This window comes from Flagellimonas hadalis (assembly GCF_007785775.2).
Classification (GTDB): Bacteria; Bacteroidota; Bacteroidia; order Flavobacteriales; family Flavobacteriaceae; genus Flagellimonas; species Flagellimonas hadalis.
The window spans coordinates 235636-257746 of the sequence record NZ_VNIK02000005.1; the positions used below are offsets into that span (position 1 = coordinate 235636).

15 protein-coding genes are annotated in these 22111 nt (G+C 46.9%); 14 read left to right on the forward strand and 1 reads right to left on the reverse strand.

Translation table 11 applies throughout. The features are described from left to right. Positions 1 to 453 precede the first annotated feature (453 nt). The 4 genes from FOT42_RS09975 to FOT42_RS09990 all read left to right on the forward strand — a co-directional run bounded on the left by FOT42_RS09975 (position 454) and on the right by FOT42_RS09990 (position 8739). Positions 454 to 3552, forward strand: coding sequence for a SusC/RagA family TonB-linked outer membrane protein (locus FOT42_RS09975; protein ID WP_151890424.1), 3099 nt, complete (start codon positions 454 to 456; stop codon positions 3550 to 3552). A gap of 10 nt (positions 3553 to 3562) precedes the next feature. Further along, on the forward strand, positions 3563 to 5176 hold the full coding sequence (locus FOT42_RS09980; protein WP_151890425.1) for a RagB/SusD family nutrient uptake outer membrane protein: 1614 nt from the start codon (positions 3563 to 3565) through the stop codon (positions 5174 to 5176). A 69-nt stretch (positions 5177 to 5245) separates the two neighbouring features. Then, positions 5246 to 7996, forward strand: coding sequence for a hypothetical protein (locus tag FOT42_RS09985; protein WP_151890426.1), 2751 nt, complete (start codon positions 5246 to 5248; stop codon positions 7994 to 7996). 107 nt (positions 7997 to 8103) lie between these two features. Next, a complete protein-coding gene (locus FOT42_RS09990) occupies positions 8104 to 8739 on the forward strand; it encodes a GntR family transcriptional regulator (RefSeq protein ID WP_151890427.1) in 636 nt (211 codons plus the stop codon). 36 nt (positions 8740 to 8775) lie between these two features. On the opposite strand, the gene FOT42_RS09995 is transcribed toward FOT42_RS09990, so the two are convergent. Continuing rightward, a complete protein-coding gene (locus FOT42_RS09995) occupies positions 8776 to 9591 on the reverse strand; it encodes an SMP-30/gluconolactonase/LRE family protein (protein ID WP_151890428.1) in 816 nt (271 codons plus the stop codon). Between the two features lie 159 nt (positions 9592 to 9750). Between FOT42_RS09995 and FOT42_RS10000 the strand changes: the two genes are divergently transcribed. The 10 genes from FOT42_RS10000 to FOT42_RS10045 all read left to right on the forward strand — a co-directional run bounded on the left by FOT42_RS10000 (position 9751) and on the right by FOT42_RS10045 (position 21945). Next, positions 9751 to 11070, forward strand: coding sequence for an aspartate aminotransferase family protein (locus FOT42_RS10000; protein ID WP_151890429.1), 1320 nt, complete (start codon positions 9751 to 9753; stop codon positions 11068 to 11070). A gap of 9 nt (positions 11071 to 11079) precedes the next feature. Further along, positions 11080 to 12258 carry a galactonate dehydratase gene (dgoD, locus tag FOT42_RS10005; RefSeq protein WP_151890430.1) on the forward strand — a complete coding sequence of 393 codons (1179 nt, stop codon included), beginning with the start codon at positions 11080 to 11082 and terminating at the stop codon, positions 12256 to 12258. Positions 12259 to 12275: 17 nt separating this feature from the next. Then, a complete protein-coding gene (locus FOT42_RS10010; protein WP_151890431.1) occupies positions 12276 to 13052 on the forward strand; it encodes an SDR family NAD(P)-dependent oxidoreductase in 777 nt (258 codons plus the stop codon). Positions 13053 to 13069: 17 nt separating this feature from the next. Further along, positions 13070 to 14443 carry a hypothetical protein gene (locus FOT42_RS10015; RefSeq protein WP_151890432.1) on the forward strand — a complete coding sequence of 458 codons (1374 nt, stop codon included), beginning with the start codon at positions 13070 to 13072 and terminating at the stop codon, positions 14441 to 14443. Continuing rightward, the gene (locus FOT42_RS10020) at positions 14440 to 16005 is read left to right on the forward strand and encodes an SLC5 family protein (protein WP_151890433.1); all 1566 of its coding nucleotides are present in this window, start codon (positions 14440 to 14442) and stop codon (positions 16003 to 16005) included. Before FOT42_RS10015 ends, FOT42_RS10020 begins: the two co-directional genes overlap by 4 nt. A 4-nt stretch (positions 16006 to 16009) precedes the next feature. Further along, positions 16010 to 17125, forward strand: a complete 1116-nt coding sequence (locus tag FOT42_RS10025; protein ID WP_151890434.1) for a M20 family metallopeptidase — start codon at positions 16010 to 16012, stop codon at positions 17123 to 17125. 3 nt (positions 17126 to 17128) lie between these two features. After that, the gene (locus FOT42_RS10030) at positions 17129 to 18166 is read left to right on the forward strand and encodes an NAD-dependent epimerase/dehydratase family protein (RefSeq protein ID WP_226789851.1); all 1038 of its coding nucleotides are present in this window, start codon (positions 17129 to 17131) and stop codon (positions 18164 to 18166) included. Between the two features lie 63 nt (positions 18167 to 18229). After that, positions 18230 to 19297 (forward strand): dihydrodipicolinate synthase family protein, encoded by a 1068-nt coding sequence (locus FOT42_RS10035; RefSeq protein WP_151890435.1) that lies wholly within the window; start codon positions 18230 to 18232, stop codon positions 19295 to 19297. A 22-nt stretch (positions 19298 to 19319) separates the two neighbouring features. Continuing rightward, on the forward strand, positions 19320 to 20318 hold the full coding sequence (locus FOT42_RS10040) for a Gfo/Idh/MocA family protein (RefSeq protein ID WP_151890436.1): 999 nt from the start codon (positions 19320 to 19322) through the stop codon (positions 20316 to 20318). A gap of 28 nt (positions 20319 to 20346) precedes the next feature. Further along, positions 20347 to 21945 carry a PQQ-dependent sugar dehydrogenase gene (locus FOT42_RS10045; protein WP_226789852.1) on the forward strand — a complete coding sequence of 533 codons (1599 nt, stop codon included), beginning with the start codon at positions 20347 to 20349 and terminating at the stop codon, positions 21943 to 21945. Positions 21946 to 22111: the final 166 nt, after the last annotated feature.

The following is a 22111-nucleotide window of genomic DNA, read 5'->3' on the forward strand; positions in this document are numbered from 1 at the left end:
AGGTCACTCCGCCTTTCGTAAAGGGAATTGAAAAGTGTCGTTGTTTTCAAATGTAGAAAAATCATACAGAATAACACTAATAATGTATACATTATGTTATCGATATGGATTTCAAATTAAACCGCCGGAAAATATTCCCTAAAAGGCCAAAGCTTTGTTTTGTGTGATTTTAAAGCTGTTTTTTGTTAAATTCAAGCATTTATTTTTTTTGTATACAAAATATTTATATGTTAGTATACATAATTACAAAATACAGCTCAGATTCATGTGAAGAATTCTACATTTTAGGATTCTTTTTGAGATTGCTGCAAAAGGCAAATGCTTGAAGACGAGGTGGTAATTGTGGAAAAACAAGGAAAATCAATAAACAACGACTCCGTATTATGAAGAAAAAAACATAATCAATTTGGCCGAGAATTTCAGTTTAACAAATAACTATAACCATGATAACTAATGAAAACAGACTTTAAAGGTAGAGAAAACAAGATGTGGAGCAAAACAAAGGTAGTCCTTCTTGTTGTTCTTGTGTTCAACTTCAATGTAATGGCCCCATTGAAGTTGCATGCCATGGAAAGCGAAAAAGGGGCATTGCCCTTTAATGAACAGAATACCATAACCGGACGGATTACGGACATCAGTGGCAATCCGCTTCCAGATGTGGAAATATTTAATTTGACCACGGGCCAGTCCGTGCTTTCCAATGCAGATGGAGTCTACTCCATAATAGGTGAGGAAAGTGATGTCCTACAATTTAGTCTGGTAGGCTTTATGGACCAAATGCTCCAGGCCGAGAACGCCGCCTTGGTGGTGCTGGCCTCTGCGCCCAAGGAATTGGATGAGGTTGTTGTGGTAGGGTATGGAACCCAAAAGAAAGAGAACCTTACCGGTGCTGTCAATTCAGTGGTGTTCAATGAATCCACTAGTAGTCGTCCCAATATGAACCTTTCATCTGCCTTGGTGGGTTTAAGTTCAGGATTGAATGTCTCGCAAACCTCGGCCGCTCCGGGTGCAGAAGGTTTCAATATATTGGTAAGGGGTAGGGGAACCATGAACGATGCCTCACCTTTGGTGGTCATTGATGGTATCCCTGGAAATCTAAACGATGTCAACCCCAATGATGTGGAAAGCATATCTGTGCTCAAAGACGCATCGTCATCCGCCATATATGGGTCGCGAGCTGCCAATGGGGTTATTTTGGTCACGACCAAAAGAGGTAAGGGAGAACAATTCAAGGTCACCTATAGTGGATATACAGGACAAGTGTCCGCTGCCAAACGGATTGACTTTATTTCGGATATGGCCACCCATATGGAGTTGGTCAACGAATCTGAGGGAAGGGAAAAATACCCCATTGCCCTCATCGATGAATGGAGAAGCGAATCCGCAAATGGCAATCCACTGTATCCCAACACGGATTGGTATGATGAAATGCTGAAAAACTCAATACTCACCGAGCACAACCTGTCCGTGCGTGGAGGAGGTGAAAAAGGCAACTTCGCCATTTCATTGGGGTATTTGAAAAACGAAGGGATTTTGGACAGGTCCGACTATACCAGATATAACTTCCGTATAAATGCGGACGCAAAAGTGAAGGACTTCTTTACCTTGGGCGGAAATGTTTTTGGTTCATGGTCGGATAGAGGACCTATTGATGTGGGGAGCTTTTTCTCAAGTATACGAAACACAACGCCGGGCGTAATCCCAGTTTATGAAGACGGAAGATATGGAGGGGAAATGTTCCAAGGCCTTCCCGAAGGGTCAAACCCAAGGGCCTTGGTGGACAATGCCAGAGGAAATTATGAGAAATTGCAATTGGGCCTTAAGTTCTATGGTATCATCGATATCTTCAAGAACCTGGAATGGGAAAACAGCTTTGGCTTGAACTATGCCAACAATAGGGATTGGATCTACGTCAGGCCATTCTCCCTTTGGAATTTCCAGACCGATTTTGAATATCAGAAGAAACCAAGCATCAATAGTCTCTTCAACCAGAGCAGTAGAAGTTACACCACCGTGGTGACCTCGCTCTTGCGCTTCAACGAAACCTTCAATGGGACCCACAGTCTTTCCGCTTTGGTGGGCTTTGACCAGCAATACAACCGTTTGGATAGGTTCAATGCGAAGAAGAACGATATTTTGGGGGACGATGCCATCTATATCTTGGATGCGGGGACCAATCTTGAATCGGCCAACGGGTCGGGAACCGATGATGCACTAAGGTCCTATTTTGGAAGGTTGAACTACAACTACAAAGGAAAGTATCTGTTCGAGGCCAATGCCCGTTACGATGGTTCCTCCCGATTTGCAGAGGACAATAGATGGGGATTCTTCCCTTCATTCTCCGCAGGTTGGAGAATTTTGGAAGAGTCGTTTGCCAGCAAGTTGAAAAATACCTTTGACGAGATCAAGATAAGAGGTTCTTGGGGGAAACTTGGGAACAACAGGATCGGGGACTATTCATATCAGGAAGTGTACGGTTCTTACCTCTATCCATTTGGTGGTTCGCTCCAGCAGGGGGTTGCACCAATTGAATTGGCAAACAGCAGGTTGAAATGGGAGACCACGACCATCACAAACGTTGGTTTAGATCTGTCATTGCTGTCCAGAAGACTGAGCTTGTCCATGGAATATTACAATAAAACGACCAGCGATATTTTGACAAAAATCCCAATTCCATTGGTATTGGGCAACTTTTCACCACCATGGCAAAACATAGCGGAGATGGACAACTCCGGCTTTGAGTTCCAATTGGGATATCAAGGGAATATCGGTAAGGATTTCAGCTATAACATAGCGGGTAACCTCTCCACGGTGAAGAACAATGTGACCAAGTTCAACGGTGACCAATCCATAAACGCGGCCACCATTACGGAGGAAGGCAGTGCGTTCAACAGCTTTTATCTTTTGGAATTTGACAAGATCATCCAAGATCAATCCGAGATAGATGCATTGTTGGCAGAGGGTTATACCTTCGGCCCGTATGTTGGCGGTACACCTGGCCCTGGTGATATGCTGTACAAGGATGCGAACGGGGATATGGTCTTCGATGATCAGGATAGAGTGGTCAAGGACTATTCATCCCTGCCCAAAATAACCTATGGGTTCAATTTCAATGTCGGGTACAAAGGTTTTGACCTGAACGTGGTGGCCCAAGGGGCAGAAGGTGTCAAGCAGTATTGGGGGAACGATGGTTTCAATACCTTCAACATAAACGAGGGCTTTTTGCAGCGCAAAGAGATCCTGAACCGTTGGACACCAGAAAATCCTTCCACGGTATATCCTAGATTGCATACATCGGGATCGGCATTGAACACGGCCTACAGTGATTACTGGTTGTATGATACATCGTACTTCCGAATCAAATCGTTGCAGTTGGGGTACGTTCTGCCCGAGGACGTGACCTCTAAATTCAAAGTGGATAGGCTAAGGATATATACCAACCTTGAGAACTACTTTACGTTCACGAAATTTGATGGGTACAATCCTGAAAATGCGGGTATTTCATATCCTTTGATGAAGCAATGGGTAGTTGGACTGAATTTAACATTTTAAAAGAAAAGTGATGATTAATAAGATAAATAGAATACTACTGGCATTGCTTTCCATTTGTACCTTGGGTTCGTGTAGCGATGATTTCCTTGACAGGGATTCTTTGGTGGGCCTATCAGAAGGGGGGTTCTGGCAATCGGAGCAGGATGCCATTATGGGGGTGAACGCCCTTTATGACGCCAATCGTGAATTCACCAACAGCATAGTGATCTATGGTATGATGGATGACTTTACCGATATTTCCTATCAATCATGGGCTACGGGTCTCACAACCGGTAATTTCCCTTCCAACGCCTCATTTTACTCCAACTCCTGGGGAATATTTTACAAGGGCATCTATCGGGCAAATACCGTTTTGGAAAATGTGCCCGATATTGAAATGAACCAGGCCACAAAGAATCGCATCTTGGGTGAGGCCAAGTTCTTCAGGGGCTATTTTTACTTCAAGTTATGGGATTTCTTTGGAGGGGTGCCTCTATATGATACCGCAATGAACGTGGATGAGACCTATAAGCCAAGGAGTACAGAGGAAGAGGTTTACAACTTTATCGTGAGCGATATGACCGATGCTTTTGAGCTGCTTTCCGAGAACTATGACCAGTCCAACAAAGGTCGCGCCACAAAGTGGGCGGCATTGGCCATGAGAGGAAAGGCACACCTTTGGGCAGAACAGTATGAAGAGGCTGCGGAAGATTTCAAATACCTGATGGACAACAGTGACAGGACCTTGATTGACGATTTCCATAGCCTGTTCCGAGTGGCCGGAAACAATAACGATGAGGTCATTTTTGATGTGCAGTACATAGCCGAGCAAGGTTATGGTTTGGCCACAGACCGAAACTATGGCAATGCCAGGGGTGCTACCTCTGGTTCGCAACGGACCAGACCTACCCCTAAATTGGTCAACGCCTATGAAATGATCGATGGAACACCGTTCGATTTTGCAAACTTTACGGATGCCGGAGGCGACACCTTCGACCCCAACGACCCTGCGGATTGGCAAGATGAGGAATCCGTAAGAAGGCTTTTTGAAAATAGGGACCCCCGTATGCAACAGGCAATTGTGGTGCCTTGGTCAACATTTGTGGGTAGAAACGAAGTGGAGTACCTTTATAAGTTCCCAGTGGATACATCGGACCCTTTGGCCTATGTTCCCATTTGGACGGCGGGAAGCTACGCATGGAGGAAATTTGTGGAAACAGGTTCTGTTTATACCTTGCAGAACAACATGCCACAAAATTTCCCGCTCATCAGGTTGGCCGATGTTATTTTGATGTATGCCGAAGCAAAGAACGAAGCGAGTCCCGGCGACCAGAGCATTTATGATGCGGTCGATGCCGTTCGCGAACGTGCCGGTTTGCCCGATCTGCCCACCGGACTGAGTCAAGACGAGATGAGGGAGAGGATCAGGCATGAACGTATGGTGGAACTGTGCGGTGAAGGTCAACGATATTCCGATATCCGCAGATGGGGCATCGCCAAAGACGTTGTCGATGGGGTATGGATGACCGAGTTCACTGGAGTGAATATAAGACAGAGGGGCTTCCCCGACCATTACTATCTATGGCCAATTCCACAAACAGAAATTGATGTGAATCCGGCCTTGACGCAGAACCCAGGTTGGTAGGTATTTTGGCTGTCCATTTTTGGACAGCTAGCTACCTATGGCCTTGGCATGTTTAATTTGAATTAGAAAATGTTCAATAAGTATATTTTAATAGTAGCCTTTATATTGTGGACATTGCAAGCGGTAGGACAGGAGAGTTTTTCTTCTGTCCTTCCACTGCATAAAGGGGATATCAACGAAAAAACCGCAAAAACACAAAAGGTAAGCGTAGGGGAAGAGGAAACCTATGGTGTTGCCCTAAAAAAGCATCTTGCCAACCCAGACAAAAGGGTGCGGCCCGATGTTGAGGTAGAACTGGAAGTGCCCCAAGAGGGCATATATGTTTTGGAAGCTGAAGCTTATCCAATCCATATGGCATCCTTAAAAAAGAGGGACACTACGGGTCTCTGGACGGTGAATGCCTTTTTTCAGTTGGGAGATTCAAGACGGACCAAACGTATCGTGTTCGATCGCTACAAAGGAGGTCATCAGGAATTGGGAAAATTTGAGATTTCCGAAAAGCGGCAAAAGCTGAAAATTTGGCTGCCAAACAACCTGGCCCTTTCCACCATTACCATAAAACCCTATGTGGCCCCCACCGCACCTCCGGAAGCACAGGTCTATGTGCCAAAAATAAAGCCAATCACGGATCGGCCAAGACTGTGGGTGAACAAGGAGAGCCTGCCCATTGTAAAAAGCCGTTTGACTTCCTCGGAAAACAAAGAGGCTTGGGATAAGGTGAAGAATGCGGCGTTGAGTCCCTATTCGTTCGATTTTGATTTGGATAAGGAAATATTCCACAATGAAAAACTAGAGAAGGCCATAGAGCAAAAGGCATTTTATTCCCTGATGACCCAAGATGCCACGGTCGGCAAGGAAGCTGTGCAGTTGCTCGTGGACTACCTCTCGGTCCTTGAATTTGGCAATGTTACCTATGGCGACATTACACGCGAAGTGGGCAGGGCGCTCTATACAGGGGCATTGGTCTATGATTGGTGCTATCCGTTGATGGATGAAGAAACCAAATCCACCTTACAAAAAGACTTTAGGCGCCTGGTGCGTGACATGGAAATTGGTTGGCCCCCGTTCTACGGGCTGGAGAGCATCATAAACGGACACGGAAACGAGGCCCAGATCTGTAGGGATATGTTGGCCTGGAGTTTGGCCGTATATGATGAGGACCCCGAACCCTATAAGTATGTTTCGTATACCATTTTGGAACAATTGGTGCCCATGCGCAAGTTTGAGTACCAATCCCCAAGGCATAACCAAGGTATAGATTATGGCGGATATCGCTTTGGTTGGGAAATGCATGCGGTATGGCTGTACTATAGAATGTTGGGATACTCCGTCTTTGATGACAACATCAAGAACATGACCGATTATTGGCTGTACATGCGCACACCCGATGGTAAAATGTTGAGGGATGGCGATATGTTCAGTGTCAAATACTCCAGCAGTGATGACTTTTACTGGAGCAATCCGCAGACCATGCTTTTGTGCTATGCATTTTCCGGGAACCCATTGATCAAAGGTGAGTTCTACAAACAAGGGGCATTGCCGAACAATCCGGTCCTGTTCCTATTGCTCAACGACCCCCAACTAAAACCGGATTTTGATTTGGGTCAGCTTCCGTTGACCAAGGATTTTGGGCCCGTGTTGGGGTCCATGGTCGCCCGGACCGGATGGGACCAAAACAAGGACAGTGGCAATGTGGTGGCGGAAATCAAAGGAGGGGGATACCATTTTGGTAACCACCAGCATGCTGATGCAGGAGCGTTACAGATCTATTACCGGGGAATACAAGTGGGTGACCTCGGGCTTTATTTGTCCTACGGTTCTCCGTATGATTTCAATTTTAACAAGCGTTCCATTTCGCACAGTATGATGTTGGCCGTTGATCCCCATGAAGGACTGCTATTTCGTGCCAAGACCAACGATGGCGGAACGCGCTTTAGCCAAAGGTTCCCCAAAACGCCCGAAGAGACACAGACGGATCCGTGGTTCAATGTGGGTTTTGTGCGGTCGTCAGCAGTTGGGAAGGATGCCAAGGCCCCATCGTTTAGCTATTACAATATGGACTTGACGGCAGCCTATTCTTCAAAAATGTCATCCTACTCCCGAGGTTTCCTGTTCTTGAACCTAGAACGGCAAGACGTCCCCGCGGCCATAATCCTGACGGACGATATGCAGGTCCAGGATTCGACCTTTCAGAAATATTGGCAGATCAATACCCTGAATGCCCCGACAGCAGATGAAGATAGGTTGGTGTTGAGCAACGAACTGGATGGAAAAGTGGGAAAAACCTATGTGGATATGTTGGTTCCCAAGCCAGAAGACCGTACGTCGCAGGTATTGGGAGGAAAAGAATCGACCCATGTTTTCGGGACCAAATATGAGGTCAATTCCAATTGGCCCGAAGCCAATGGTTATCGGATCATGTACTCCCCTAAAAAGGAACGAAAAAACGATCAATTCCTGACAGTCTTTCAGACGGTGGATGGCGAAGCAAGCGCGCTCAAGGTTGATTTCAAGGAGTTTGATACATATTATCTTGTCCGCTTGGCGGATAAAATAGTTTACATTTCCAAAGGAAAAGACCTAGTGGAAGAGTCCATCAAGGTGACTATCCCTGACGAAGTAGAGGAAGTGGAGGTGATCTTTGCGGGAATCAAAGAAGGATATTGGAACGTATACGATAAAAAAAGCGGATTGAATGCCAATATTCTAGTTGATTTTGGGAAAAATGTAGTAAGTTTCAGGAGCAAGGGAGGAGAATATGTTGTTGGGCCAGGTCGTTCATACAATGCCTCGGAATCCATCCTGCCGGACGCCAATTAGGTCATATCATGGTAGTGGGCGAGATGCCGAGAAGTATCCTTAAAGTAAAGATGAGATAATATAACAAGAAGTTCATATACCTATTTTTGGGTTAAAATGAATACAAAATGAAGGAAGATTCGTTGTCATATAAAACGTATTTGGAAATACGAAAGAAAATATTGTCCAATCAGCTCGTAGGGGGTGTGAGGTTGGTTGAAAGTGCATGGGCAAAAAAACTCGATGTAAGCCGGGTCGCCATCCGCGAAGCTTTTATGAGATTGGCCGGGGAGCATTTGGTCGAATTTGGGGAAAAAGGAGGATGCTTTGTCAAAAAAATAACCCCGGACGACATCAAGGAAATACGTGAATTGCGTGAGTTGATTGAAGTTGGAGCCTTGAAAATATTGTTCAACAAAAGGGACAAAGATGTCATCAAAGAACTTGAATTGATTTGTGACGACTTCACATCCATGGTGGAAAAAGGATACTTTGGCGGAGCCTGTGAGGCTGATGTCCGATTCCATGAAAAAATCATTGAATCCACTGGTAACGAGCGTTTGTGCCAGATATATAACAACAGCAATATTCCCTTGTTCCATCTTAAACTTGGAAATGCGCTGAGCCATATGGATGATTACAAACAAACGGATATGGAGCACCGTAAGATTGTGGAGGCCCTAAAAAGGGGTGACTTTTCACAGTCGGTCGATACGCTCATAGAGCACTTGGACCGTGGAGAAAGAGAGTCTATTGAGTTCTAGGGTACGGAGCGCAATTCGATTGTTCCGGCCTTCCGTTTATAGGACCCCTCTTGAATTTGTAGCGTAGCTGAGCAGCTGACCCTTTTCTGCTTCTGTGATGACGAGTCCCCATTTTCCAAAGGGATCAAAGGCACAGTTGGTAGGATTGGCCCCAGGTAGCTGAATTTCCTTGTCCAGATTTCCATTTTGATGGTATACATGCACTTTGGAGGAACCAAATACAGCGACATAAAGTAAACCTTCCTCATCAAAAGCAATGCCGTCAGGTCCAACGGGGCCACCGGTATTGGTGAATATTTCGGGGTTTTTCCAAGTGAAGTCCCCGCTGTCCCACTCGCCTTTCCAGATATGTTTTGTTCCGGTTTCCGCAACATATAGCGCGGTTTTCTCCTGATCAAGGGCAAGGCCGTTCGGATAAAAGGGAACGGAATCTATTTTTGTCAATCCCTTTGTGGGGTTCCAGGCGCAAAAATAACCATCCCCCTTATGGAGTTCTTCTCCGGAACAGGTGAACAAAAGATTTCCCTCTGCATCGAAGGCCAAATCGTTCGGGAGGTTCAGGTTTTCATTTCCTATATGTGAGATTACTGTTTTGGTGGCATCGGAAATGGGGTCATAGGTCCGTATCTCATTGCGAACGGAGTCACAGAACCACAGCAATCCATCGCTGTCAAAGGCAATGCCATTGGGACGCCCGCCCACGATATGGCGTCTCAGGTTGCCGCCGGAATATTCGCTCAAGCTACCATTTTGCTGTTCTACAAACCATAGGGTGCCGTTGGGGGCGAAGGCTGGTCCTTCCGGGAACTGGAGATTTTCGAGCAAAATGGACATGGCTGAGACTTTATTCATAAAAATAAATTAAAATTAATTATAATTGTATACAAAAAATACATAATTTAGTATTCATTAAACATGATGAATGGTAGTCATTGTATTTTGATATTCATTAAAGTCCAACAGGTATTTACATCGCCGAAAACATTAGAAGAAAATAATAATATAAAGAATATGATCAGATCAAAATCTAATAACATTTTATTGGAAAATGAGAAGTGGATACCCGGAGGCGTGGTATCCTTGAACAGAAAGGCAGATCCCAATATTTGTTTTAAGAGCGGTAGGGGAAGTAGGGTCTTGGATGTGGACGGAAAAGAATATATTGATTACCAGGCAGGCTTCGCGGCCTCATTTTTGGGCCATAACGACCCGGATATCAACCAAGCGGTAGAGGAGGCATTGAAGAGCAGTTCCATTTTGATGGGGGCAGGGCCAACTACCTTGGAAGGTGAGTTTGCCGAACTGTTTTGCAAAAGTGTCCCTTATGCGGATAGTGTACAGATTACGAACACAGGTTCGGAAGCAACGTTCCACGCCATTCGGATAGCCAGGGCCGCGACAGGTCGCGACCATGTCATCGTGATGCAAGGAGGTTACAATGGCTGGCATAATGATGTGGCCTGCAATGTGATAAGCGCAAAATCGGATATCGGTGAGCGTGTCTCACCGGGCGAATACCCTTTTGATTCCTTGTCTGCAGGTGTCCCTGATGTGCATAAATCATTGGTGCACGTGGTCAACTACAATGACCTGGAATCCATAGCCTATGTCCTTAAGCGATATGAGGTTGCCTGTGTGCTATTGGAACCTGTCCTACAAAACATAGGTATCGTAAAGCCAGAGCCGGGTTATCTGGAGGGTCTGCGTAAACTTGCCGATGAACATGGATTTTTACTTGTTTTCGATGAGGTGAAAACAGGTTTCAGGCATGCCTTGGGCGGTTATCAGTCCATTTGTGGCGTCCGGCCCGACCTTTCTACCTTTGGAAAAGCCGTTGCCAACGGTTATCCTTTTGGTGTGATAGCAGGGAAAAAGGAATATATGGATTATTTCATCCATCCAGAGAAGAGCAAAAGGGTCTTGATCGCCGGAACCTTTAATGCCTTTCCATTGACCACTGCAGCGGCAATCGCAACCTTGAAAAAGCTCGCCGACCCCGTTGTGGACGTGTATGGACATGTGGAGCGATTGGGTAAATTGATGGAAGATGGATTGAAGGATATTTTCACGGCAAAGGGGATCACCCATCATATTGCAAGACAGGGTTCCGCTTTTTGTGCATACTTCATGGACCATGCCCCGGTTGATTTTCACGATGTTTTGAACAATCATGATTTTCAATACGACACGGATTACCGCAAAAAATTGATTGAAAACGGTATATTTAATTTCCCAGTGGCAATCAAACAGAACAGCATATCTTTTGCGCATTCGGAAGAGGACATTGAGGTGACCTTGGACAATGTGAAAAAGGTGGTTGGTCAACTATAAGATGTGGAGATGAAAATTACAGCGATAGAAGCCCATGTGTGCAATGCACGGATGCGGAATTGGATCTTTGTGAAAGTGATTACCGATCAACCCGGACTTTGGGGTTGGGGCGAGGCCACTTTGGAGTGGCACACCAAAGGTGTGGTGGGTGCCATTGAGGACATCTCCCAACTTTTGGTGGGGGAAGATCCCAGGCGAATAGAGCACCTTTGGCAGATGATGTACCGCCAGCATTTTTGGCATGGAAACGGTATTGTCAGGGGAACGGCCATCAGTGGGATAGATATTGCGCTGTGGGATATCCTGGGCAAGATCCATAACGTGCCTTGCCATGAACTATGGGGAGGCCGCGTACGGGATTATGTCCGTCTGTATTGCCATCTTGGAGGTGGAAAAATGGAAGATTTTTACGAGACTGCTCCCGATAACGCCAAACGCTTTGCCGAACTTGCCCAACAGGCCGTGGAAGAAGGCTTTACCGCTTTCAAGTCCATGGCTGTTCCAGAGACAATGTCCTTGGAAGGACTAAAACCGATAAAATCCGCAGAGTCATGTGTGCGTGCCATGCGCGAAGCTGTGGGTGACGATATTGATATCATGGTGGATTGCCATGCAAGGCCTACCCCTCGTATGGGTCTCATGTTCGCCAAGGCACTGGAGCCTTACGGACTGTACTTTTTTGAAGAGCCCTGTTGGCCGGAAACCATGGATGATATTGCATTGATCCAGCGTTCCGTTACAACACCCATTGCTTCAGGAGAACGTTTGGTGGGAGTGCATGCATTCAGGGAAATGCTGGAAAAAAGGGCCGTGAGCGTACTTCAGCCAGATATCACTCACTGTGGCGGTCTTTCAGAGGCACGCCGTATCGGTGCATTGGCAGAGGCCTATAAAGTATCCATGGCACCCCATAACCCACAGGGGCCTGTCAGTACCGCGGCGTCATTGGAGTTGGGATTTGCCACACCGTCCTATATCATTTGTGAAAGTGTGCATAATGATGTGGAGTGGAGGCAAGAGGTCGTTTCCGAAGGTTTTGAGGTGAAAAAAGAGGGAAGAATAGTGCTTCCGAACCAACGCCCTGGACTGGGAATCGAGATCAATGAAGAGGAAATCAAGAAGCATCCATTTCAGCAGGAAGTACTGCAACGGACCTTCTATAAAGATGGTAGCGTAGGGGATTGGTAGCAATAAGATAAAAGGACATGGAAAGCAATAGTTTTAAAGACAAGGTCGTATTGATATCCGGCGGGATGGGTGACATTGGTCAAGCAGTGGCACTGGAATTTGGAAAGATGGGGGCGAAGATCGGAATATCGGACATCCGTGACCCAACAACCGCAGCCGCAAAACTGTCCCTGATGGACAATCTGGGAGTGGCGTACCGTTACGATCAGGTGGATGTCTCGAATGCGGATGAAGTGGAAGGATGGATCCAGGATGTTGAGGGTCAATGGGGCCATGTTGATATCGCTATTGTGAATGCCGCAACCGTTACATTAAAAGATGTACAAGAGATTACGGCCAAAGAATGGGAACGCGAGATTCAGGTAAATCTGAACGGGTCTTTTTTTATGGCCAATGCGGCCTGTAGATCCTTTGTGAAGAAAAAAGTGGCCGGCAATATCGTGTTTTTGGGAAGTTGGGCGGCCCATGCGCCCCATACCAATATCCCGGCCTATTCCGTGTCCAAGGCAGCCTTGAGGATGTTGTGCAAGACGATGGCCTTGAGTTATGCTGAAAAAGGGATTCGGGTGAATGAAATTGCCCCAGGATATGTCAATGCCGGATTGAGCAAAGAAGTATGGGACAAAGACCCATACTCGGCCTCCCAAGCAAGGGACCGTGTCCCTGTGGGCAAGTTGATCGAAGCGGATGAAGTCGCCAAACAGGTTTTGTGGCTGTGCGATCCATCCAACCGGCACACGACCGGGAGTACCCTGCTCATGGACGGAGGTCTCTCACTCCTAAGGACTAAATGACGAATCAAACCGCAGTAATGACCCCCAACAAAAACCAAATAACCCCCAACAGTACCTTCTCCGGTAGTTTTTCAGTGGTCACTGCCGATATCACACCACCATTGTCCATATATGCCCGCAACTGGGGCGCTTCGGCACATGATAGGGCGGAAGCCGTGCATAGGCCCTTGTGGATGCAATGTTTTTTGATGCAATCCATCACCGATGACCTCTTGGTTTGGTTTACGGCAGACCTAGGCTGGTGGAAGAACAACTCGGATGAGCTGAGCCTAAGGAACTACATTCTAACAAAAACGGACCTAAAGGAAGAGCAAGTGCTTTTCTGTCTATCACATACACATGCGGGGCCCAGTATTTGTTCGGCCGATAAGGATAAACCGGGAGGTGACCAGATAGCGCCCTATCTCAAGTTTTTGGCCGAGACAGCGGTCAGCTTGTATGAAGAGGGAAGGCGCAAAATGCAAAAGGGAACGCTTACATGGGGGTATGGCAGCTGTAATTTGGCCACTAAAAGGGATTTTTTTGTGGATGGAACCTATCTCATTGGCTATGATCCTACCCAAAAGGCAGATGACACTTTGCTGGTGGGGGCCGTGCGGGATGAAAAAGGGAAACGATTGGCGATTTTGGTGAACTATGCCTGCCACCCGACCACCTTTGCCCATGAAAATAAAATGCTGTCCCCGGATTACATTGGTTCCCTACGGGAGGTGGTGGAAACCTATTCGGGATGTCCCTGTTTGTTTTTTCAAGGAGCATCCGGGGATTTGGCCCCCAAGGAACAATATGTGGCAGATCCTGCCATTGTCGATGGTCATGGACGCCGTTTAGGCCACGCCACCATAGCCACTTTGGAGTCCATTCCGCAGAACAATATGGGTCTTGAATTTAAAGAGGCCTTGATCTCTGGGGCTCCACTTGCGCTTTGGAAACCAGAGGCAAAAGCTCCGAACCATCAAATGGGTGCGCAGATCATCCATGTTGAGATGGACTACAAAGAACTACCTTCCGAGGATGAACTGCTGGAGGCGTATGAAAAATGTGAAGATCGGGTGCTCAAAGACAGACTTTGGCGAAAGATCAATACGCGAAGGGCAATCGGCGGGAAAAAGACGGAAAAGGTTCCTGTTTGGATATGGCAACTTGGCAATGCTGTCGTGATTGCGCAGGCCAATGAAACCTATTCCGTGATACAGGAACAATTGCGTTCTGCTTTTCCGGACAACAATATTGTTTTTATAAATATAGCCAATGGCTATGTTGGTTACCTCCCACCTTCAGATCTCTATGACAAGGATATGTATGCCGTTTGGCAGACTCCTTATGCTAAGGGCAGTCTTGAAAAAATGATCGATCGAATAACTGAAGCCATCCAAACACTGAACCTATGAAGCTGGGAACCATAGACATCACCATATTTGCTATTTATATATTGGCCATATTGGTCTTGGGACTATATGCTTCCCGCTTCAATAGCAAGACAAAGAAGGGTTACTTTCTGGCAGGGGACAAATTACCTTGGTGGATGATCGGCGGTAGCATCATTGCGGCCAATATCAGCAGCCATCATTTGGTCGGGGCAATGGGTGTGGCCTACAGTAGGGGTTTTGTGGCTATAACCTTGGAGTGGGCAGCCATTCTTTTGGGATTCAATGCCCTTTTGTGGGTGTTCTTGCCCTATTACCTCCGTAATGGGTTCTATACCATTCCTGAATATTTACAGGTCCGCTATGGAAACCTGACCAGGGCGGTCTATGCCATACTGATCCTTTTTACCTACATATTTGTGGAAATCGGCGCAGTGCTCTTTTTGGGGGCACTTTCTTTGTATGCTTTGTTCGATATTCCCATACTGTACAGCATACTCTCATTGGCGATATTGACCGGAATTTACACCATCATCGGTGGTCTACGGGCAGTGGTGTGGACAGAAATGGTCCAATTGGTCGTTCTGGTAACGGGAGGTATCATCCTTACGTTTGCCACGGTAAAGGAAGCTGGGGGTATCCAAACGGTCATCGACTCTGCACAGAACTGGAAGATGATCTATCCGGCGGACGATCCTGATTTCCCATGGACCATGTACCTGGGGGGACTGCTTTGCATCAGTGTGTTCTATTGTGCCACCAACCAATTCATCGTGCAGCGCATTTTGGCGGCCAAAAATGAATGGCATGGCAGGATGGGGGTCATTTTTGGGAATTACCTTAAATTTTTGGTGCCCTTGATCATAACGGTGCCGGCCCTGGTCGCCCCTTTGTTCCTTCCGGATTTGGACAAACCGGACCTTTTGTTTGCCACCTTGGTGGAGAAATTGCTCCCCACAGGTTTGGTCGGCTTGGTCATGGCCGGTCTCATATCAGCGATCATGTCCCACATTTCTGGGGCCATAAATTCGTGCACCACGATCCTTACGGTAGATATTTACATGGAATATTTCAATAAAAATGCATCCGACTCCCAGGCCATCCGCTTTGGTAAAAAGTCTGGAATAGTGATCATTATGTTGGGAATAGTCAGTTCCATTCTTTTGATCAGTTATTCGGATAAACCGGTGTTCCTGTATTTGATGAACCTTTACGGGCTCTTCACACCGGGGATAGCAACCATGTTCCTGATGGGCGTTTTTTGGAAAAGGACAACTGCTTCGGGCGCCTTGGTGGCAGGGATCATCACCATACCCTTGTCCCTGTTGATTGAATTCCTTCTGCCGGACATGCCCTTTTTTAACCGGACTGGCATTGTGTTCTGGACCTGTATGTTGGCCTGTTTTGTCGTGAGTTTGCTCACAAAGCCAAAAACCGATGCAGAGCTTCAGGGATTGATATGGAACAAAGAAAGTTTAAAGCTGCCTGAAAAGGAAAGATCACTCTACAAAGGAGTTAGGAATCCTTTTTATTGGTGGTTGCTCATCACTATCATAGTCCTGTATTTCTACGTAAGATATTTTTAGCGGTATGAAGAACGATGTTATAGCATTGACAAGGGCATTGGTGGCCCAGGATACGATCAACCCGCCCGGGAACGAAGCCTCTTTGGCCAAGTTGGTCGGAAAGCTATTGGCCGAGAATGGTTTCAAGGTCGAGTACGTTCCCTTTGGTCCCGATCGGCTCCATGTCATTGCCGAACGAGGACTTGATGGAAAGCAACTGCCCATAGTCTTTACGGGACATTTCGATACGGTTCCCTTGGGCAACCAAAAGTGGACCATGGATCCTTTTGCCGGGGAGATCAAAGAGGGCAAGATCTATGGACGTGGCACTACCGATATGAAAGGAGCGGTTGCGGCGATGACCATTGCGGCCATTGAAGTCTTTGAAGAAGGAGTCCCGTCCGGTGGCATACGTTTGGTGCTCACTGCGGGAGAAGAATTGGGATGCCAAGGGGCCATGGACCTGGTAAAAACATATACCGGATTGGGACAGGCAAGGGGAATCATTGTTGGGGAACCCACGGGAAACATACCGGCCATTGGTCATAAAGGGGCACTTTACCTGAATCTGGAAGCCACGGGCATAACGGCGCATTCCTCCATGCCCCAATTGGGCGATAATGCCATTTACAAAGTGGCCAAGGCCATTGTAAGAATGGAGCAGTTTGATTTTGGGCAACAGGAAGACCCGCTACTGGGATATTCCACCATCAATGTGGGCAAGGTCTCGGGCGGATTGAACATCAACTCCGTGCCCGATCGTGCCGGGTTCACCATTGATGCCAGGATCACTTCAAACTTGCATAACAACGATGTGCTTGAACAGATCAAAAAGGAATTGGGAAATGATATCGATGTGGAGGTGCTGGTCAATCTTCCGGCAGTTGCAAATGATCCCGAAGCTGCATTCATATGTGGCGTTTATGATGCTTGTGGTACTTCTGATAGTGAAAGAAAAGCGCCCAAAACAATGCCCTATCTCACCGATGGTTCTGTCCTGCAAAAGGCATACGGAGGCATACCTACGGTGATCATTGGCCCCGGAGAGCCTCAAATGGCACACAAAATCGATGAATACTGCGATGTTTCAAAACTGGAACAGGCCGTGGACATTTATAAAAAAATCATATGTAATACCTGAAAGATGAAGATGGAAAAAGATAGCATGTTGGATGAATCAACCTTGGAAATACTCCTGTCACAACCAGATGTTCCCACTGTGGAAATGTTCAAACAATTGGAAGGCGACATCATTTTCTTGGGCATTGGTGGAAAAATAGGTCCCTCGTTGGCGCACATGGCCAAACGTGCCTGTGAGATGGCCGGTGTGACAAAGAGGATCATTGGGGTTTCCCGTTTTAGTGACCCCAACGAACAGACCAATATTGAATCCTTGGGGATTGAGACCATAAAGGGCGACCTACTCGATGAGGATTTTCTCAACAGCCTGCCCGAAGCCAAGAATGTGTTCTTTTTAGCGGGGATGAAGTTTGGTTCGGAGACCAATCTATCCTTGACTTGGGCCATGAATACCCTTTTGCCGGGGATGGTTGCGAAACGATTCCACAATTCCAAGATCGTGGCATATTCCACAGGTTGTGTATATCCCATGGTTTCCGTTGCATCCGGGGGATCCAAAGAAACAGATAGGCCCATTGCCGTGGGGGAATATGCACAGTCCTGCCTCGGACGTGAACGAATGTTCGAATACGGCAGCAGCAAGAACAATACACCAACCGCATTGATTCGGTTGAATTATGCGGTGGAACCCCGATACGGAGTTTTGGTGGACATTGCCAACAAGGTGAAGAACAATGAGCCAGTGGACTTGGAAATGGGCTATTTCAATGCCATATGGCAGGGAGACGCCAATACTGTGGTGCTACGTTCCCTCGAACAGACCTCGGTTCCTGCCAACATCATCAACATTACTGGCGAAGAAACCTTGTCCGTCCGTGCTGTGGCGGAGGAGTTTGGAAAACATTTCGGGATCCGCCCCCAGTTTATGGGCGTGGAATCGGATACCGCTCTTTTGAACAATGCGGCCAAGTCGTTCGAGCTTTTTGGTGAACCTAAGATAGGCATCGAAAAAGTCATCGAATGGACGGCCAATTGGATGAAGATGGAGAAAAAGACCTTGGACAAACCCACCCATTTTGAGGTAAGGGACGGAAAGTATTAAAACAATGCCAGAGCTGTACAGGATGCTGGCAGAAAATAAATAGATCAATTTTAAGCGACTGAGATGGATTATACCGAGATACCCTACAATATCCTGGGTGAATTTCAAAAAGGAATGGTGATTCCTGCATTACCACTGGCCCTGACAAGGGATCGAAAATTGGATGAGACCCGACAAAGGGCCTTGATGCGATATTATTTGGATGCCGGGGCCGGGGGTGTGGCCGTTGGGGTACATTCTACCCAGTTTGAAATCCGTTTGCCGGAACATAAGCTTTACAGTCCCGTATTGGATATCGCCAGGGAAGAATTTGACCGATATTCCAAACTGAACGATAGACCGATCATCAGGATTGCCGGTATCATTGGAAAAACAGAACAAGCCATTGCCGAAGCCCAGACCGCAGTTGGGTTGGGATACCATGCGGCATTGATCAGTGTTGCGGCGTTCAAAGGGGCATCCAACCAAGAAATCCTTGAACACTGCCGAACGGTTGCCAAAGTGATTCCGTTGGTTGGCTTTTATCTTCAACCAGCCGTTGGGGGTAGAAAATTGGATGTGGAATTTTGGAGGGGCTTTGCAAGGATTCCCAATGTCATCGCCATAAAGATGGCACCGTTCAACCGTTACCAGACATTGGACGTGGTACGGGGCGTAGTGGAGTCGGGAAGGGCGGATGAAATAGCACTATATACCGGAAATGATGATAACATTTTGGTGGATCTTCTGTCAGAGTTCAAGATAAAAACAGAAGGTAAAACCATTAAAAAGCGCATTGTGGGAGGCCTGTTGGGCCATTGGGCCGTCTGGACCAAATCCGCAGTCGATTTACTCCATCAGGTGCACAAGGGACAATTTGAACATGATACTAAAGGAGCGCTCACGAAGGCCATTGAAATCACGGACAGCAATGCGGCCTTTTTTGATGCGGCCAATGCTTTTGAGGGATGTATTCCCGGTATCCATGAAGTCCTTAGGCGACAGGGACTTTTGGAGGGTGTTTGGACCTTGAATGAAAAAGAAGTCCTATCCGAAGGACAGCTGGAAGAAATAGATAGGATCTATGCGGCCTATCCACATTTGAACGATGATGCATTCGTCAAAAAAAACCTGGAGAAGTGGCTTTCATAAACCCAGCATCTTTTGATTGAAAATGGGAACGAGAAGAAATTTTGTGGGGACAACGTTATTGGCAGGTCTGGGCCTTGGTCTGAACGAGGTTGCCGGGTCACCCCTGTTCAGAATGAGGGGCAAGGGGAAAAGAGTAGGGATAATCGGTTTGGATACTTCCCATGCCTATGCGTTCACCAAAATGCTCAACGCAGATGAACCCAACCCCGAATTGATGGGCTATAAGGTGGTTGCGGCCTATCCTTGGGGAAGCAAGGATATTGAATTTGGCCATGAGCGTATTCCGAAATTTACGGAAGAAGTCGCTGCAATGGGGGTCTATATCGCCAGTAGCATTGATGAGGTTATGGATCAAGTGGATGTGGTACTTCTGGAGACCCATGATGGCAACCTGCGCCTGAAACAGGCCAAAAAGATTCTGAAGTACGGGAAACCGGTGTTCATGGATACCCCTTTCGCTGCTTCCATGCCCGATATCAAGGCCATTGTGGAGTTGTCGGAAAAGTATGGGACACCCATTTTTTCTACGTCATCCTTGCGGTATACGGATAAGGCTGCGGAAATCGCGGAAGGAAAGGTAGTGGGAAAGGTGATGGGGGCCGACACCTATGGGCCGGCGAACATAGAACCTTCACACCCCGACCTGTTCTGGTACGGGATACACGGAGTGGAATTGCTGTATACCCTAATGGGAACAGGATGTGTAGCGGTTAGTTGTATTTCTTCGGATGCTACCGAAGTGGTAACAGGAGTTTGGAAAGATGGCAGGCTGGGAACCTTTCGGGGAGAGCGGCAAAGAGATATAGGTTTTGGGGGCATGGCCTTTGGCGAAACCGGAAATGCCTTGGTGGGGGAGTACAAGGGATACGCTCCTTTATTGGTGAAAATCATTGCGTTTTTTGATACAGGGATTGCACCGGTATCACTACGGGAAACCATGGAAATATATGCCTTCATGCAGGCCGCCCATGACAGCAAAAGACAAGGGGGCAAACAAATTCCTTTGGAGAGTGTGTATTGAAAATTATGGGGAAAACCAATTGGAAGAAATGAAGAAAAGATATCAAAAACAGCTACTGTATCTCCTAGGGTGTCTACTCATTATGGGATGCAAAACGGATAAAAATCAGAGTGAAACGGCGGACATCTTCCACGATTCTTCGGGAAACCCGATAGAAGAGTGGATTGCCCTCGATTCGACCATTATCGGTAGAAGTACGGTGGCTGAAAATCTGGATGTGCCATGGGAGATTACATGGGGACCCGATGATAACATTTGGTTCACCGAACAGGGTGGACGCGTAAGCCGTTTGGACCCGAACACAGGACAAGTCCATGTTTTATTGGAAATACAGGATGTGTTCAGGAAAAGGACCACTGGATTATTGGGATTGGCGATTCACCCCGATTTTAAGGAATCACCTTATGTCTTTTTGAACTACACCACCCAAAAAGAAGAAACAATCACCTCAAGATTGATGCGATATGAATATGCCAATGATACACTGATCAATCCTGAAACGCTATTGGAGATCCCTGGGCATACCGCACATAATGGCACACGGTTGACCATTTCCCCTGATAAAAAACTGATGTGGGCCACCGGCGACATTGGCCCTGATGTGGACAATGCCCAGAATGTGAAATCATTGAACGGGAAGATATTGCGCTTCAACTTGGATGGTTCCATTCCCGATGACAATCCCTTTCCAAATAGCCCGGTGTGGTCATGGGGACAACGCAATGTGCAGGGAATGGCCTACGGGGCCAATGGACTCTTGTACACCTCCGAGCATGGGGATGCCACGGACGATGAGGTAAACCTCATGCAAAAGGGCCGTAATTATGGATGGCCTAACGTCAGTGGATATTGTCATGATGCCACGGGGAACCCATCCTTCTGCAAAGATTCCGCTGTGGTGGAACCCATGAAGGCCTGGACCCCGACCATAGCCCCGGCAGGAATCGATTATTACGCTTCAAGATCCATTCCCGAATGGAACAATGCATTGCTGCTCGTCACCTTGAAAGAGAGTGATCTTCGGGTGTTGAAACCGAACGATACCGGGGACTCCATAGTATCCGAAACCATTTTGTTTGACAATGTATTGGGAAGGATCAGGGACCTATGTATTTCCCCCAAGGGAGATGTTTTCATTTCTACAAGCAACCAAGATTGGAACCCCAAAGAGGGCTTCCCTAAAGAAACGGACGATAGGATCATCCGCATCCTCAAAGTGGGAAATACTGCCAATGCAGCATTGCTCAAACAGGTTTCCAAAGGAAAGGAAAGCGGGGAAGAAGTGAAAATGGCCGGCACAGCAGCCAAAAAAAGCTACAATATGTATTGTGCAGCTTGTCACAAAACCGATGGGAAAGGGGTCGAAAATTCCTTTCCACCATTGATAGGCTCAGACATCGTGAACGGCCCGAATGAGGGATTGATCCGATTCACGTTGGGAGGAGCCGCAAGGTCGACCAATGGTGCTGCGGATGGATACGGGGAAGCGATGCCATCATTTGCCTTTTTATCAGATGCGGATATCGCCGACATCCTGACGTTCATCAAGGGTGAATTTACCGAGGGAGAAGGAAAAATCACTGTTGATGAGGTATTGAAGGTTAGGACAGCGTATACTGAAAAATAGCAGAAAGGGAACGCGATAAAATCTAAAATTTTATACAATCATAATTCAAATTCATAAATGAGAACCAATCAAAGAAAATTGCTGAATGTCTTCACACTTTTAGTAGGGATGGTGTTGTTCATCGCCTGTAAAGACCAATCGAAACAAACGGAAGAAACATCAACCC

Excerpts from the sequence above, each read along its gene's own strand:
- FOT42_RS09975 (WP_151890424.1), top strand. The coding sequence starts at position 454 with ATGAAAACAGACTTTAAAGGTAGAGAAAACAAGATGTGGAGCAAAACA.
- FOT42_RS09980 (WP_151890425.1), top strand. The coding sequence starts at position 3,563 with ATGATTAATAAGATAAATAGAATACTACTGGCATTGCTTTCCATTTGT.
- FOT42_RS09985 (WP_151890426.1), top strand. The coding sequence starts at position 5,246 with ATGTTCAATAAGTATATTTTAATAGTAGCCTTTATATTGTGGACATTG.
- FOT42_RS09990 (WP_151890427.1), top strand. The coding sequence starts at position 8,104 with ATGAAGGAAGATTCGTTGTCATATAAAACGTATTTGGAAATACGAAAG.
- FOT42_RS09995 (WP_151890428.1), bottom strand. The coding sequence starts at position 9,591 with ATGAATAAAGTCTCAGCCATGTCCATTTTGCTCGAAAATCTCCAGTTC.
- FOT42_RS10000 (WP_151890429.1), top strand. The coding sequence starts at position 9,751 with ATGATCAGATCAAAATCTAATAACATTTTATTGGAAAATGAGAAGTGG.
- dgoD (WP_151890430.1), top strand. The coding sequence starts at position 11,080 with ATGAAAATTACAGCGATAGAAGCCCATGTGTGCAATGCACGGATGCGG.
- FOT42_RS10010 (WP_151890431.1), top strand. The coding sequence starts at position 12,276 with ATGGAAAGCAATAGTTTTAAAGACAAGGTCGTATTGATATCCGGCGGG.
- FOT42_RS10015 (WP_151890432.1), top strand. The coding sequence starts at position 13,070 with ATGACCCCCAACAAAAACCAAATAACCCCCAACAGTACCTTCTCCGGT.
- FOT42_RS10020 (WP_151890433.1), top strand. The coding sequence starts at position 14,440 with ATGAAGCTGGGAACCATAGACATCACCATATTTGCTATTTATATATTG.
- FOT42_RS10025 (WP_151890434.1), top strand. The coding sequence starts at position 16,010 with ATGAAGAACGATGTTATAGCATTGACAAGGGCATTGGTGGCCCAGGAT.
- FOT42_RS10030 (WP_226789851.1), top strand. The coding sequence starts at position 17,129 with ATGAAGATGGAAAAAGATAGCATGTTGGATGAATCAACCTTGGAAATA.
- FOT42_RS10035 (WP_151890435.1), top strand. The coding sequence starts at position 18,230 with ATGGATTATACCGAGATACCCTACAATATCCTGGGTGAATTTCAAAAA.
- FOT42_RS10040 (WP_151890436.1), top strand. The coding sequence starts at position 19,320 with ATGGGAACGAGAAGAAATTTTGTGGGGACAACGTTATTGGCAGGTCTG.
- FOT42_RS10045 (WP_226789852.1), top strand. The coding sequence starts at position 20,347 with ATGAAGAAAAGATATCAAAAACAGCTACTGTATCTCCTAGGGTGTCTA.